Raw genomic sequence first — 14,679 nt, forward strand, 5'->3', positions numbered from 1 at the left:
GCCAGTCTACTCTTTTTGGCGCTGACGAATCTGCCAACGCATCACATGTCTGGCGATTTGCTGCCGATCCCCATCTTGTATCTGGATAAAGCCCGTATGAACCCTTGCTCCGCCTGTTTCGGTGGCCTGCACATCCAAAACCTGTGCCACGGCTCGGGGCTGGAATAGTTCTGGCGGCAAAGTCATGCGGACTGCAAGCTTATCGCCAGTTTGCCATGCTTGTGGGCTCCCCGAAAAGGCCAGACCACCCTCGCTCAGAGTTACGTCTTGCCAGTCCTCCGGTTGCAAGGGATTTTGCTGAAAGGCCATAATGCGCGCTAGCGTATCCAGCTTCCCATTCAAGGACTTTACCAGACCGGTAAGCAGGCGGTCTTGGTCGGCAAGACTGGCGAGCTGAGATTTGATGTCCTGATCCAGTCGTCTGAAGTCTGCTTTCAGCGTCTCGATATGGTCGTCGTTGAAAGGGTTGTCGCTAAACTCGGCTGAGTGCGACAGCTTCCGGACTTCCAGGCCAATCCGGTCTTCGATGCGGAAAAATTCCCGACGCTCAGGTAGATTGTCTGTCGGTTCGAAAGGCGTATCTTCGGTGTGCATTCAGGGCTCCGCGAGCAAGGATTTCAGCCAGTAGTAAAAGTTTAGCAGTTTCCCACCGCACTGAAAGGCTGCGAGGGGAATTCCAGACCACGACCGATCTGAAGGTAGCGACAGGCACCTCTCCATGTTCAGACCCTTATCGTTTTATATCGGCTTGCGTTACACCGCGGCCAAAAGGCGTAATCATTTTATTTCCTTTATATCCCTCACCTCCATGATCGGGCTGATGCTTGGTGTGGCCGTACTTATTATCGTGCTGTCCGTAATGAATGGTTTTGATCGTGAGCTCAAGCAGCGCATCCTGGGCATGGTACCCCATGCAATCATTCAGGGCAGTGGGCCGATTGCAGACTGGGAATCAGTGGATGCTCAGGTGCAGCGGCACCCGAGAGTTCTGGCTGCGGCTCCGTTCATTCAGGGGCAGGGCATGGTTACCGGCGGTGGTGAAGTGCGGGGCGTTATGCTCAACGGCATACTTCCGGAGGAAGAGCGTTCTGTCTCCATCATCGAAAACCACATGATTGAAGGCAAATTGGACGATCTGGTTTCCGGTGAGTTTGGCATTATTGTGGGCCGTACCATGGCGGCGAGCTTGCGTTTGCAGCTAGGCGATAAAGTGACCGTGGTGCTGCCTGAGGCTTCAGTTACCCCCGCCGGCGTGCTGCCCCGCCTCAAACGGTTTACCGTAAAAGGCGTTTTCAGTGTTGGCGCAGAACTCGATGGCAATTACACGCTGATTCACATGGATGATGCGGCGAAGCTGATGCGAACCGGAGGTAAGGCGCAGGGTGTTCGGCTATTGGTTGATGACCTTTTTGCTGCCCCCAAGGTTGCAGAAGAGGCTGCAAGAGAGCTCTCTGGCCGTTATTACATTTCAGATTGGACCCGCACCCACGGAAACCTGTTCCAGGCCATTCGCATGGAAAAAACCATGATCGGCTTACTGCTGATGTTTATTGTGGCAGTGGCGGCGTTCAACATCGTGTCCACACTCGTGATGGTGGTGACCGATAAAACCGCGGATATCGCCATTCTCCGTACCATGGGCGCAACGCCCGGGCACATCATGCGGATTTTTATCGTACAGGGGGCGGTCATCGGTGTGTTTGGCATTCTGATTGGCACCACGCTTGGCGTCTTGGGTGCCCTCAATATCAGTGCGTTTATTTCCTGGCTTGAAGGCGCCCTTGGGCAGCAGTTCCTGAGTGCGGATGTGTATTTCATCAGTTACTTGCCTTCCCAGCTGCAATGGAATGACGTAGCCATAATCAGCGGTGCAGGGCTTGCCATGAGTTTGTTGGCGACTATCTACCCGGCGTGGAGAGCGTCGAGAGTGGATCCTGCGGAGGCTCTTCGTTATGAATAAGGAACCTGAAGCCATGAAGGATACGCCTCTGGTGATCGACTGCCGGCAGGTTACCCGCACCTACACTCAGGGGCCGGAAAAGCTGACAATTTTCTCCGATATATCACTGGAAGTTACAGCGGGCGAAACTGTGGCGATTGTAGGGAGCAGTGGTGCCGGCAAGACAACGCTGCTTAATCTCCTTGGCGGGCTCGACAAGCCGTCTACCGGGCAGATTTCGATCTGTGGCAAGGATATCCATCGGCTGTCCGAATCAGGTCGGGCTCGTTTCCGTAATCGTCATCTGGGGTTTGTGTATCAGTTCCATCATCTGCTGCCAGAGTTCACTGCACTTGAGAACGTCATGATGCCCTGCGCGCTTGGCGGAATGGCCGTTAATGATGCCCGCGCCCGGGCGCAATCAATTTTGCAAAGGGTTGGGCTGGCAGAGCGTCTTGAACATAAGCCTGGGGAGCTATCTGGCGGTGAGCGTCAGCGTGTTGCTATAGCCCGGGCGCTGGTGAACGAGCCGGATTGTGTGTTGATGGATGAGCCCACGGGCAACCTTGATGAGCACACGGGTGAAGGGGTTCGGGCACTTATAGAATCTTTGAGGGATCAGTTGGGGATTGCGTTTGTCATGGTGACCCACGATATGAAAATGGCGCGGAGTCTGGGGCGGGTGCTTAGGCTTGAGCAAGGTCGGTTGGTTCAGGAGGTCTGATCGCGGGAACGCCGGAGCTCTCTGCGGACCCGGCGGCGCAGTTGCCAATCGGTGCGAATTTTCCGACGCCAGATAAACTGAATTGCCAGATACGCTATACATGCGGAAACCGTGGCGACTATCAGCGATCCCAGGTAGAGGGGGATGCCGATATCCACCAGGCGCTCACTGAGCCACGACCATGAGAGATGTAGGTCAAAACTTAGAACGGGCCGATTTAGCGCCCAGGCGCCCACCTTGTAATTGAAATAGAACAGGGGGGGCATGGTAATCGGGTTGCTGATCCAGACCAGCACCACGGATAGCGGCAGGTTGGCGTTGAACCAGATGGCAAAGAAGGCAGCGGCAATCATCTGGAAGGGCATGGGGATCAAAGCGAAAAACACACCGATCAGAAAAGCCCGGGAAACACTGTGACGGTTGATATGCCACAGGTTGGGTTCATGCAGGATATCGCCAAGAAAACCAAGCGATTGCATCGCTTGCACCTTCTCAGGTGTTGGCAGATAACGTTTCATGAACTTCTTCGGCATTGGGAATGCTCTACCTTCAAGTAGAATGAAACATCCGGCGTCAAGGAAGCCGCCGACGGATAAAGACATCGGGAGGACAAGGATTGTCCGGAAGCTCTACAGCAATAGGCGTTTTCGCTTTTTCCTGCGGCGTCATCTTACTTTATAGATTGGCGGTGTTGCCAGCTCAAGTGTGCCAGCTCCTGGCCATAGTCCCGGCTTTATTGTGGTTTTTGCCCGTTCGCAGGTTGTTGCCTGGATCGGTTTGGGCGCTTGTGATTGGCCTGGCATTGGGTATCGCCTGGGCATCCATGTGGGCCAGTGAACGCCTGGGGCACGGGCTCCCCGAGGGCCTAGAGGGCGAGCGAGCCAAGGTTTCAGGTTATATCTGCAATCTTCCATCAGCCGGCAGCTTTAACAGCATCCGCTTCAGCTTTTGCGTGACTCGTTGGTACGGGCTTTCACTAACCCAAGAGGCCTACGATTCACTCCCCACAACATTGCGTCTGGCTTGGTATGGTCAGCGTGAAGTTATGCTCCCGGATCATCGCCTGCGCCTTGAGGTAGTCCTGAAGCAGCCCCACGGTACGCTGAACCCCGAGGGGTTTCGCTACGAAGACTGGTTGTTCCGAAAGGGGTATCGCGCAACAGGCAGCGTGCGCAGCGCGATTCCGGATCCATCCGTCGTTTGCGCGCTAGAGTGCCGGTATCATCGCCTTCACGCCCAGCTGGCGGATTGGGTAGACAGGCAGTTTGCCGAGGCCCGCCACCACCCGTTGATTGCATCATTGCTGATTGGCAACCGCGGCCATTTGTCATCGGAGCACTGGGGCGTTCTAAAAGCGACAGGAACCATTCATCTGGTTGCTATATCGGGTCTTCATCTGGGGTTGGTTGCTCTGGGCGCAGGGTTCGCGACACGTCGTGTTCTATTGGCAGTGTCCTCTACCCGGTTCAGTGAGCGATCCGTCCGCGTATCAGTGTTTATTGTAGTGCTTGTTTGTAGTCTGTTGTATGCATTGGCGGCAGGGTTCACGGTGCCAACACGCAGAGCCTTGATTATGGTGGCGGTCGGTAGCTGGTTTTTGCTGAACGCCTGGCAGGTGCCTGTTTGGCAGTCGCTTGTGATCGCGCTTGGGCTTGTGCTTCTGTTCGATCCGTTTGCTCCGCTGGATCAAGGGTTCTGGCTGTCGTTTGGAGCCGTCTCTATTCTCATGTGTACGTTTGCGGGTCGCCTGGGTGGTACAGGGTGGCTGGCCGGCTTGTTTATTGCTCAGGGAGCCGTATTTGCCGGGCTTTGGCCGCTACTTGAGCTGGTAGGCCAGGGGCAGCCAGTTGCGGGATTACTCGCGAATATTGTTGCTATCCCTTGGGTTTCCCTCGTACTTATGCCGGTGCTTCTCGTAGGTGGGATTGCTGTCGCGGTGTTTCCGGCTTTGGTCGATCTGGTTATTCCGTTGATGGATGCCTTGCTTGGAGTTCTGTGGAGCTTTCTTGGCGTGGTCGCCAGCATGAGTTGGCCCGATCTTCATGGCAGCACCTTTGAAATTGTCGCGTTTGCCTTGTTGGTGTTGTTGGTTGTATTGGTGCCCATTCGGACATTCCGGGCGGTTGGGATAGTTATTTTGGCGAGCTGGGGGGTTGCCGCGAGTTTTCCGGGTAAGCCCGGCAATCCAAGCCTTGCACAGCCTGAAGTCAGAGTTTGGGATGTTGGGCAAGGCCTCTCTGCTATGTTGAGGGCGGGCGACCAGGTGTTGCTCTATGACACAGGGCCTGAAGTGAAAGGCGTGTTTTCAGCTGCGGAATCTGTGCTGATACCCAATCTCAAAGCCTTGGGAATAAAACGCATCAATACATTGGTTATAAGCCATGCCGATGGTGATCATTCCGGCGGGATCAGCCAGATCCTTGAGCAATTTGATGTTGGTCGTGTCGTAACCGGTGAGCCAGCTGCTGTTCGTGCCAAGCTGGAGCATGCCGAGGCTGTGAGTGTCCTTGGATGTGCGGGCGAGGAGGTACTGGGAGGTGAGCTGTTGATTTCATTCTGGCGTGCCGGGGGCAGGGTCGAAGGCAATGATGCATCCTGTGTTCTTTCTGCCCGGCAGGGCCACGCCGCGGAATGGCTGTTTCCGGGCGATATCAGTTCACCTATCGAGGCTCAATATTTGAAAGTGTCCAGAAACCTTCGGGCTGAAAGTCAGCCCCGTGAGCGCGTTGTTATTGCGCCGCATCATGGCAGTAAAACGTCGTCGTCCAGTGCCTGGGTTGAGGAATTGAAGCCTGACATAGTGATCTATACGGCCGGCTACCGGCATCGATATGGACATCCTCACAGGGATGTAACCGCACGCTACCGGAGCGGAGGCGCCACAGCGTTTAACACGGCATGTTCGGGCGGGCTGGTGTTGGCCGTGGATAATGGCGCTGTAAAAACGACAGAAGCCCGCCACTCAGTACCCTTCTGGATTGGCGGCCCGGGCCTTACCAGAGCCAAGTGTGAAATACCGTGACATTGCGGGTGTGGCCTCGACCTGCAGCTATGCTAAAGTAGCGCGGCTTGTTAACAATCAGGGAGATCAAGCGTGTTCGAGCTGTTGAAAGCTGGTGGCATTCTCATGGTGCCAATTATTGCCTGTTCCATTCTGGCACTCGCGATTATTCTGGAACGTTTCTGGACGCTTCGTGCGTCACGTGTTGCACCGACTCAGACCATTAATGAACTTTGGCGCTGGATCAAGAAAAAAGAGCTTAATAGTCGCAAGCTGAAGGCACTGCAAGGCTCATCACCTTTGGGTCGTATTCTTGCGGCGGGTCTCATGAATGCCAAGCATGGCCGTGAGATTATGAAGGAGAGTATTGAGCATGAGGCTACCCAGGTAATTCATGAGCTGGAACGCTTTTTGAACCCTCTGGGCACCGTTGCAACCATAACACCCTTGTTGGGCCTACTTGGCACTGTGATCGGCATGATCAAGGTGTTTGCTGAAATCCAGCTTGCCGGTGTGGGTAATGCCGGCAATCTTGCTGGCGGCATCTCCGAAGCTTTGATAACCACCGCAGCGGGACTGAGCATTGCTATTCCTGCTCTGATTTGTCACCGCTATTTTATCCGGCGAGTAGACGAGCTGGTGGTAGGTATGGAGCAAGAAGCCATCAAATTGGTTGAAGTTGTTCACGGTGATCGTGAAATCGACGTAGAAGGGGCCTGAACGCCGTGAAGTTCACACGCCAGAGAAGCCAGGAAGTTGGGGTAGACCTGACGCCGCTGATCGATGTGGTGTTCCTGCTGCTGATTTTCTTTATGGTCTCAACGACTTTCACCCGGGAAAGCCACCTTCAGGTGGTGCTGCCAGAAGCCAGCGGCGAGCCGTCTGCAGCATCCGAAGTGAAGCAGATAGATGTTGTTATCAATGCTGAAGGCCAGTATATCCTTAACGATAAAGCGCTCGTGAATAATCGCCGTGAGACGCTTGAACGGGGGGTGAGTGAGCTGGCTGAAGGCGACACCGCCTTACCATTCGTGATTACGGCAGATGCCCGGACTCCCCATGAATATGTGGTCAGAGCTATGGATGTTGCGGGGCGCCTTGGTTTTGCCAAGCTGAGTATTACGACAGAACGTGAGGCCGAAACCCAGTGAGCCAAGCCGTACCGCCACCAGAACCCCAAGCGGTTAAACCCGGCGAAAGCTGGGAGACCTACAAGCGCCTACTTGCGTATGTAAAACCGTTTTGGTTGGCGTTCTCGCTTGCAGTTGTTGGTAACATCATTTACGCGGCTGCCTCCACGGGGATGGCCGCTGCGATGGAATATGTTATCGCGGCCATCGAAAACCCCACTGAACAAAACCGGATTTTGCTGACAGCCTTGATCATAGGCATGTTTACCTTCCGTGGAATCGGGACGTTTCTAAGCCAATATTTCATCAGCTACGTCGGCCGACAGGTTATCAACTCCCTTCGCACAGATGTGTTCAACCGCCTGATGACTCTGCCATCCCGTTACTTTGACGAAAATGCTGCCGGTAGGTTGGTTTCCAAACTGACTTTTAACGTAGAGCAGGTGGCGGAAGCCACCACAAATGCCGTCACCATAACCTTGCGGGAAGGCCTTACAATTGTCGGTCTTCTTAGTTTTATGCTGTATACCAACTGGAAGTTGACTCTGATATTTCTGGCGGTTGGGCCACTGATTGGGGCAGTTGTGAGTTACGCCAGTAAGCGATTCCGCAAAATCAGCCAGCGCATTCAAGGCTCTATGGGCGACATAACCCACGTGGCCTCTGAGTCCATCACCGGGTATCGGGTTGTCCGAACGTTTGGTGGTGTGGAATACGAAAAGCAGCGTTTTCAAAAGGTTAACGATAGAAATCTGAAGCAAAGCCTGAAGATGGCCTCTACCCAGGCAATCAGCGTGCCGGTGATTCAGACGTTGGTGGCCGTGGCAATAGCTGCGTTGGTCTGGACCATGTTGTCCCCGGAAATTAGAGGTGAGATGAGCACAGGGCAGTTGGTGGCCTTCATTACTGCCGCCACCACCATGGCCAAGCCGATTCGTCAGGTGACCTCGGTTCACGCGCAAATTCAGAAGGGTGTGGCAGCGGCCTACGATGTGTTTGAAACCATCGACGAGGCCCCGGAGCAGGACCCCGGTACCTTTTCGCCTGACCGTGTGGAAGGCAACATTGAATTTGATGATCTCGCGTTTCGCTACCGTGATCAGCTCGATAATGTATTGGAAGGTATTTCCATTGATATCCCTGCGGGTCAGAGCGTGGCGCTGGTCGGGCGCTCTGGCAGCGGTAAATCAACCTTGGTGAGCCTGCTGCCCCGGTTTTATGAATATACCGGTGGCGATATCCGCATTGATGGGCGCTCCCTCAAAGACTTCTCCCTTAAAGCACTGCGAAGCCAGATTGCACTGGTGACTCAGAACGTGGTGCTGTTTAACGATACTATTGCGGCCAATATTGCCTATGGTGCGCTTCGGGACTGCAGTCGGGAAGAAATTCGTGAAGCGGCGGCCAAAGCTCATGCATTGGAGTTTATCGACCGAATGCCTGAAGGGCTCGACACCATGATTGGTGACAATGGCGTGATGCTCTCAGGTGGTCAGCGGCAAAGGCTGGCGATTGCCAGGGCCTTGTTGAAAGATGCGCCCATATTGATTCTGGATGAAGCCACCTCCGCTCTGGATACTGAGTCTGAGCGTCACATACAGAAAGCATTGGAAACCGTTATTCAGGGCCGAACCACGTTGGTTATTGCCCACAGGCTTTCAACCATTGAGAGCGCAGACCGAATATTGGTTATGGACAACGGTCGTATTGTTGAATCGGGGCGCCATGAAGAGCTACTCGCACAGAAAGGCGCTTATGCCCAGTTGCACCAAATGCAATTCAGCGAGCACTCATGACATCCCTGGTAGATCGCCTCTGGTATGGCAAAGGTCGTCCTTTGGTCTTGTTGTCACCGTTTTCATGGCTTTACCGGGCCATTGCTGAAGCGCGGCGGCGCAAAGCGATGACGGCTTATACCGAAAAGCTACCGGTTCCGGTTGTGGTGGTGGGTAACATCACAGCCGGGGGTACGGGTAAATCCCCGTTAACAGCTTGGCTGGTCAGCATTATGAAAGCTGAGGGTTGGCACCCTGTCGTTCTTAGCCGTGGGTACGGTGGCAGCGCGTCTGAGCACCCATTGTTGGTAACCCCGGACACCTTGCCGTCACTTGCCGGGGATGAGCCAGTTATGTTGTCTCAGGCAACCGGCGTACCCGTGGTTGTTGACCCGGATAGGCGCAGGGGTGCGGCGTTCGTGCTCGATAATGCGCTAGGCGATGTGTTGATCAGCGATGACGGCCTGCAGCACTACAAGCTACCACGGGATGTTGAGTTATCAGTGTTTGATGCTGCACGTGGAATAGGCAACGGTGCGTTGATACCTGTGGGTCCACTGCGTGAGCCAGTAAGTCGGCTGGATACGGTTGATTTTGTGATCGTTAACGGCGCAACCTCTGTCGACGAAGCGGGCCAGGTGTCTCCGGAAGTACTGGCGGGCCTTAAGCACCCACATATGTATGCCATGAGACTTCAGCCAACGCGCCTGGTCAACCTCAAAACCGGTGAAACCCGCTCACCCGAAAGCTTGCAGGGCCAAAAACTTCGGGCCATAGCTGGCATAGGAAACCCCACACGTTTTTTTGATACGCTCAAAGGCTTGGGGGCAAAGTTAATTGCTGTGCCTTTTCCCGATCATCATCGCTTCCGCCCGGAAGATCTTGGCTCCGAGGCGGGTCACATGCTGGTGATGACGGCCAAAGATGGCGTCAAATGCAGCAGTTTTGCACCGGATAATGCCTGGGTGCTCCATGTTGAGGCAGTGTTGCCTGAGGCGTTTAAAGCAGCTGTTCTTGAAAAATTGCGGGCGAGCTCCGGAGCGCCTGCTTCCTAACTGTCAGTGAGATAGCACTATGGACAAAAAACTCGTGGCTCTGCTTGCCTGCCCGGTATGCAAGGGCGAGCTGAAATTGAATGAAGCAAAAACCGAACTGACGTGCTTTGCGGACGCCATGGCGTTTCCTGTCCGCGAGGGTATTCCGGTTATGCTGGCCACTGAAGCGCGCACTCTAAGCACCGACGAACGTCTTCACAAAAGCTGAGCAGGCTCTCTGCAGGATCGAATCCCCATGTCTTTTACGGTAGTGATTCCGGCTCGTTATGCCTCTACCCGGTTACCTGGCAAACCGCTGCTGGATATAGCCGGCAAACCCATGATTCAGCACGTGTGTGAGCGTGCGTCGGAAAGCCGGGCAAGTCGCGTAGTTGTTGCTACGGATGATTCGCGTATTCAGGCCGCCTGTGAAGCCTTTGGCGCTGAAGTTGTCATGACTTCCCCCAACCATGTTAGTGGTACCGACCGCCTTGAAGAGGTGGTACGTAAGCTGGGCCTGGACCCAGACCACCGTGTGGTGAATGTGCAGGGAGACGAACCCCTGATCCCCGCCGAGCTGATTGATCAGGTGGCAGTCAACCTGGAGCGCTACCCTGATGCGGCAATCTCGACACTCTGCGAGCGGCTCCATGACCTCGAACAGGTGTTCAATCCCAATGTTGTGAAGGTTGTGTTTGATGCAGAGGGTATGGCCCACTACTTTAGCCGCGCCCCTATTCCCTGGGCGCGGGATCACTGGAGCGGTATAGGTAAAGACAATCTTGCGTCACCCAATGCGGCGGCGGCCCTTAAAGATGGTACCGGGTACTTTCGCCATATTGGCATCTACGGTTATCGCGCGCGGGTGTTGAGCCAGTTTGTGTCCTGGGCGCCAGCGCCAACAGAGCAGGCCGAGTCTTTGGAACAGCTAAGAGCATTGTATAACGGTGCCCGCATCCATATTGAAGTAGCCGCGGGAACACCACCAGCGGGCGTTGATACAGAGGCTGATTTACAGCGGGTAAGAGCCTGGATGGCTAAATCGGTTGAAACAGGAGAAAGTAAGGCATGAGCATGCAGGTCAGTGTCCTTTTTGTGTGTCTTGGCAATATTTGCCGATCGCCAACGGCAGAAGGACTGTTTCGGAAGCTGGTGCAGCAGGCTGGCTTGCAGGATAAGGTTTACATCGACTCCTGCGGAACCAGTAACTGGCACATAGGAAAGGGGCCAGATGCGCGCTCAATTGCAGCTGCCAACAACCGTGGCGTTGATATTAGTGCCCTTGAAGCGCGCCAGTTTACTGAAAAAGATCTGGATACCTTCGATTATATAATCGTAATGGACCGTCAGAATCTGGCCGATGTAAAGGATATATGGCACCAGAATGGCGGCACTAAGCCGACGCTTTTTCTGGAATACGGCAGCTCAGATCTCACTGAAGTTCCTGACCCTTATTATGGTGGTGAAGAGGGTTTTGAACATGTGCTTGATCTGATTCAGGATGCCGGCGAGGGCCTGCTACGGGATATTCAGGAGCGCATGTCGTGAGTTTTGGAGCGGAACTTCAGGAGAACGTGGGGCTTTTGAAGCTCAACACCCTGAGCGTGTCCGCTACCGCAAGATACTACATGGATGCTCAAAGCCTGGATGACTTGCGCAGCGCACTGGCATGGGCCCATGAAAACGACCACCAGACACTGGTCCTCGGAAGTGGCAGTAATCTGGTTTTTGCCGGAGACTTTAACGGCCTGGTGATTCGTGTACGAATAGCAGCCCGCTATTGGGAGCATGTGGACGAAACAGGCGCTACGTTGGTTCTGGGAGCTGGAGAAAACTGGCATGGGGCGGTTCTCTATGCAGCTGGATCCGGGTACAAGGGTATAGAGAACCTGGCGCTTATTCCTGGAACGGCCGGAGCGGCGCCAGTGCAGAATATAGGTGCCTACGGCGTAGAACTATGCGATACGCTGATTTCCGTAACAGCCTGGGACCGCGAATCTGACCAACTGGTTTGTCTTGATAACGCAGACTGCGGCTTTGCCTATCGGGATAGCCTGTTCAAACGCTCGCCTGGGCGTTACATCATTACCGAGATCAGGCTCCGTTTGTCCCGTATCAAACCCCTAAAGCTAGGATACCGCGATCTGGAAGAATACTTTGGGGATGCTGCCTCTAAGGATCTGGACGCACTGGCCGTGGCTGAAGCCGTGATGGCGGTGCGCCGTCGGAAATTGCCAGATCCTGAGATGATTCCTAACGTAGGCAGTTTTTTCAAAAACCCCGTGGTACCCGTCGGAAAGTTTGAAGAGCTGCAAGCCATGTATCCGAACGTGGTTGGCTATCCGCAGACTGAGGCCGTAAAGCTGGCGGCAGCATGGCTGATTGATCAATGCGGTTGGAAAGGCTATCGGAATGCTACGGTGGGTGTTCATAACCGGCAAGCACTGGTTTTGATAAATCATTCTGGCGGAACAGGGAAGGATGTACTGGAGCTGGCTTCAGATATTCGCGAGTCGGTGCAGGAACGTTTTGGTGTAGCTTTGGAGATGGAGCCAGGAATTGTAGGGGGCTGACAGCCTCAAGCAACTTCCAGCCCCACACATGCTGACAGTAGCTCAAGGCCATGTTTCAGGCCTTGAACCCAGCTTGGTCACTTCTGCTTTTATCAGCCTTTCTGTGGTGATGCCTTGGCAAGAACAGGCAGAGCTTCTTCAATCGCAATGTCCTGCTTGTCAGCGTCTCTGCGGCCCTTATATTCCAAAGTGCCGGCCGCTAACCCACGATCAGAAATAACAAAACGATGGGGAATACCCATCAGCTCCATATCGGCAAACTTCACGCCCGGGCGCTCTTTACGGTCGTCCAGTAGTACATCGTAGCCAGCCTGCTGCAATTGCTCATAGAGCTTCTCGCCAGCTTCCGCCACCGCAGGGGTTTTGTGGGCATTCAGCGTAACGATGGCCACCTGGAAGGGCGCAATCGCATCCGGCCAGATAATGCCTTTTTCATCGTGGTTTTGCTCAATAGAAGCCGCCACGATGCGGGATACGCCAATGCCATAGCAGCCCATATCCATGATCACGGTTTTGCCGTTCTCATCAAGTACCGTCGCGTTCATGGCGGTGCTGTACTTGTTGCCCAGCTTGAAAATATGGCCAACTTCAATGCCTCTGCGGATCTCCAGAGTGCCTTTGCCATCCGGGCTGACATCGCCTTCAACAACGTTACGGATATCTTCAACCCGGCCCAGGGGCAAATCACGCTCCCAGTTAACGCCTGTCAGGTGGTAGCCTTCTTTGTTGGCGCCGCACACAAAATCTGCAAGATGCGCTGCGCTGCGGTCCACAATTACTGGCACAGGCAGGTTTACCGGGCCGATGGAGCCGGCTTTGCAGCCGATAGCAGATTCAATCTCTTCATCGGTGGCCATGGTCAGGGGCTCTGCCACGCCTGCCAGGTTTTCTGCTTTGATCTCGTTCAGCGTGTGGTCGCCACGCAATATCAGGGCGATCAGGCCGGCATTGCCTTCTTCATCGGCTTGCGCTTTAACCAGCAGGGTTTTCACCGTGCGGGTGGCATCGATTTTCAAAAATTCAGAAATGGCGTCAATGGTACGCTGATCCGGCGTTGCAATTTCTTTCAGCTCTTCACCCGGAGCTGCGCGCTCGCCGGCTGGGGCCACAGCTTCCGCCTTCTCAATGTTCGCGGCGTAATCGCTGTCTGTACTGAACACAATGTCGTCTTCACCGGATGAGGCGAGTACGTGGAATTCATGGGAGGCACTGCCACCGATGGCGCCTGAATCAGCCTGTACCGGGCGATAGTTCAAGCCCAGGCGGTCAAAGATAGCGCAATAGGTGCGGTGCATTACCTGATAGGTCTCATCCAGGGATTCAGCATTCACGTGGAAGGAGTAGGCATCCTTCATGATGAACTCACGGGCGCGCATAACGCCAAATCGTGGACGGCGCTCATCACGGAACTTGGTTTGTATCTGATAGAAGTTAGCCGGCAATTCCTTGTAGCTTTTCAGCTCATTGCGGATCAGGTCAGTGATGACTTCTTCGTGGGTAGGGCCAAAGCAGAACTCACGCCCGTGACGGTCGTTCATTCGCAGTAGTTCGCCGCCGTATTCTTCCCAGCGGCCAGACTCCTGCCAAAGTTCCGCTGGCTGAACTGCGGGCATCAGAACTTCCTGGGCGCCGCTTTTGTCCATTTCTTCACGAACAATCCGTTCAACCTTGCGCAAGGTTCTCAGGCCCATGGGTAGCCAGGTGTAAAGGCCGGCTGCCAGCTTTCGAATCATACCTGCACGCAGCATTAATTGGTGGCTGATAACCTCCGCGTCAGACGGTGTCTCTTTCTGGGTTGCAATCAGATAACGGCTTGCTCGCATTGTGGTTTCCGTTCATTGATGTTTCGTAGAAGGGTGTTTCGTAAAGTGGCGTTTATTGTACGGAGCCTGCGGCACAAGGTACAGATTGCCAGCCATGTATCAGGACAAATAGCCTAAGGGCAGGGCCGTAGTGTCGATCACCCGTTTGAGAACAAAGCTTGAGTGAACGCCACTAACTCCCTGAATTCGGGTAATGCGGTTCAGCAAAAAGTGATGGTAGTGATCCATATCCGGTACCACCACCTTGAGCATATAGTCGGCATCGTGACCGGTAACCAGATAGCATTCCAGAATTTCCGGATATTCGTTTACCTGCTCTTCAAACGATGCAAATCGTTCAGGGGTGTGCCTGTCCATTCCGATGAGAAGGATCACCGTCAGGGACAGTCCCAGCTTTTTGTGATCCAGCACAGCTGCAGTTCGCACAATAATTCCGGCATCCTCAAGAGCGCGAACACGCCTCAGGCAAGGGGAGGGGGATAGACCCACCTTCTCCGCGAGTTGCTGATTAGTGAATGAGGCGTCTTTCTGTATTTGAGCCAGTATGCGTCGATCTATTTTGTCAATTTGTATGAGGGTTTGCTTGTTTTGAAGCATAAAATTGCCGTCAAATAGGTTTTGGGGGAATGATTATCTCTAAAATTACGCTTTCGGGTTTGAATTCGCAATCACCTGCTGAT

At 54.1% G+C, this 14,679-nt stretch carries 15 protein-coding genes; 11 read left to right on the top strand and 4 right to left on the bottom strand.

From position 1 onward, the window contains the following. Positions 1-6 precede the first annotated feature (6 nt). Positions 7-594 (bottom strand): PilZ domain-containing protein, encoded by a 588-nt coding sequence (locus tag AADB16_RS09910; RefSeq protein ID WP_410802977.1) that lies wholly within the window; start codon positions 592-594, stop codon positions 7-9. Between the two features lie 124 nt (positions 595-718). On the opposite strand from AADB16_RS09910, the gene AADB16_RS09915 reads away from it, so the two are divergent. Continuing rightward, entirely contained in the window at positions 719-1,960 is a 1,242-nt protein-coding gene (locus tag AADB16_RS09915) for a lipoprotein-releasing ABC transporter permease subunit (protein WP_298447601.1), read from the top strand. 13 nt (positions 1,961-1,973) lie between these two features. Further along, on the top strand, positions 1,974-2,663 hold the full coding sequence (gene lolD, locus AADB16_RS09920; RefSeq protein WP_309043483.1) for a lipoprotein-releasing ABC transporter ATP-binding protein LolD: 690 nt from the start codon (positions 1,974-1,976) through the stop codon (positions 2,661-2,663). Here the strand turns inward: lolD and AADB16_RS09925 are convergent. Continuing rightward, complete coding sequence (locus tag AADB16_RS09925; protein ID WP_410802978.1) at positions 2,651-3,196, bottom strand: DUF2062 domain-containing protein; 546 nt, start codon at positions 3,194-3,196, stop codon at positions 2,651-2,653. The genes lolD and AADB16_RS09925 overlap by 13 nt on opposite strands. Before the next feature lie 170 nt (positions 3,197-3,366). On the opposite strand from AADB16_RS09925, the gene AADB16_RS09930 reads away from it, so the two are divergent. The 9 genes from AADB16_RS09930 to murB all read left to right on the top strand — a co-directional run bounded on the left by AADB16_RS09930 (position 3,367) and on the right by murB (position 12,176). Next, positions 3,367-5,685 carry a DNA internalization-related competence protein ComEC/Rec2 gene (locus AADB16_RS09930; RefSeq protein WP_410802980.1) on the top strand — a complete coding sequence of 773 codons (2,319 nt, stop codon included), beginning with the start codon at positions 3,367-3,369 and terminating at the stop codon, positions 5,683-5,685. A gap of 72 nt (positions 5,686-5,757) precedes the next feature. Beyond that, the gene (locus AADB16_RS09935) at positions 5,758-6,384 is read left to right on the top strand and encodes a MotA/TolQ/ExbB proton channel family protein (protein ID WP_309043269.1); all 627 of its coding nucleotides are present in this window, start codon (positions 5,758-5,760) and stop codon (positions 6,382-6,384) included. A 5-nt stretch (positions 6,385-6,389) separates the two neighbouring features. Beyond that, positions 6,390-6,815 carry an ExbD/TolR family protein gene (locus AADB16_RS09940; RefSeq protein WP_309043270.1) on the top strand — a complete coding sequence of 142 codons (426 nt, stop codon included), beginning with the start codon at positions 6,390-6,392 and terminating at the stop codon, positions 6,813-6,815. After that, the gene (gene msbA, locus AADB16_RS09945) at positions 6,812-8,590 is read left to right on the top strand and encodes a lipid A export permease/ATP-binding protein MsbA (protein ID WP_309043271.1); all 1,779 of its coding nucleotides are present in this window, start codon (positions 6,812-6,814) and stop codon (positions 8,588-8,590) included. The genes AADB16_RS09940 and msbA overlap by 4 nt, the downstream gene beginning before the upstream one ends. Continuing rightward, complete coding sequence (gene lpxK / locus AADB16_RS09950; RefSeq protein WP_309043272.1) at positions 8,587-9,624, top strand: tetraacyldisaccharide 4'-kinase; 1,038 nt, start codon at positions 8,587-8,589, stop codon at positions 9,622-9,624. The genes msbA and lpxK overlap by 4 nt, the downstream gene beginning before the upstream one ends. A gap of 19 nt (positions 9,625-9,643) precedes the next feature. After that, the gene (locus AADB16_RS09955) at positions 9,644-9,832 is read left to right on the top strand and encodes a Trm112 family protein (protein WP_309043273.1); all 189 of its coding nucleotides are present in this window, start codon (positions 9,644-9,646) and stop codon (positions 9,830-9,832) included. A gap of 27 nt (positions 9,833-9,859) precedes the next feature. After that, positions 9,860-10,675, top strand: coding sequence for a 3-deoxy-manno-octulosonate cytidylyltransferase (gene kdsB / locus AADB16_RS09960; protein ID WP_410802982.1), 816 nt, complete (start codon positions 9,860-9,862; stop codon positions 10,673-10,675). Next, the gene (locus AADB16_RS09965; protein WP_410802984.1) at positions 10,672-11,151 is read left to right on the top strand and encodes a low molecular weight protein-tyrosine-phosphatase; all 480 of its coding nucleotides are present in this window, start codon (positions 10,672-10,674) and stop codon (positions 11,149-11,151) included. Before kdsB ends, AADB16_RS09965 begins: the two co-directional genes overlap by 4 nt. After that, a complete protein-coding gene (gene murB, locus AADB16_RS09970; protein ID WP_309043276.1) occupies positions 11,148-12,176 on the top strand; it encodes a UDP-N-acetylmuramate dehydrogenase in 1,029 nt (342 codons plus the stop codon). Before AADB16_RS09965 ends, murB begins: the two co-directional genes overlap by 4 nt. A 92-nt stretch (positions 12,177-12,268) precedes the next feature. On the opposite strand, the gene AADB16_RS09975 is transcribed toward murB, so the two are convergent. Then, positions 12,269-13,999 (bottom strand): proline--tRNA ligase, encoded by a 1,731-nt coding sequence (locus tag AADB16_RS09975; protein ID WP_298447584.1) that lies wholly within the window; start codon positions 13,997-13,999, stop codon positions 12,269-12,271. 99 nt (positions 14,000-14,098) lie between these two features. After that, a complete protein-coding gene (locus tag AADB16_RS09980; protein WP_309043278.1) occupies positions 14,099-14,596 on the bottom strand; it encodes an Lrp/AsnC family transcriptional regulator in 498 nt (165 codons plus the stop codon). Positions 14,597-14,679: the final 83 nt, after the last annotated feature.

The organism is Marinobacter sp. KMM 10035 (assembly GCF_046537445.1).
Classification (GTDB): domain Bacteria; phylum Pseudomonadota; class Gammaproteobacteria; order Pseudomonadales; family Oleiphilaceae; genus Marinobacter; species Marinobacter sediminicola.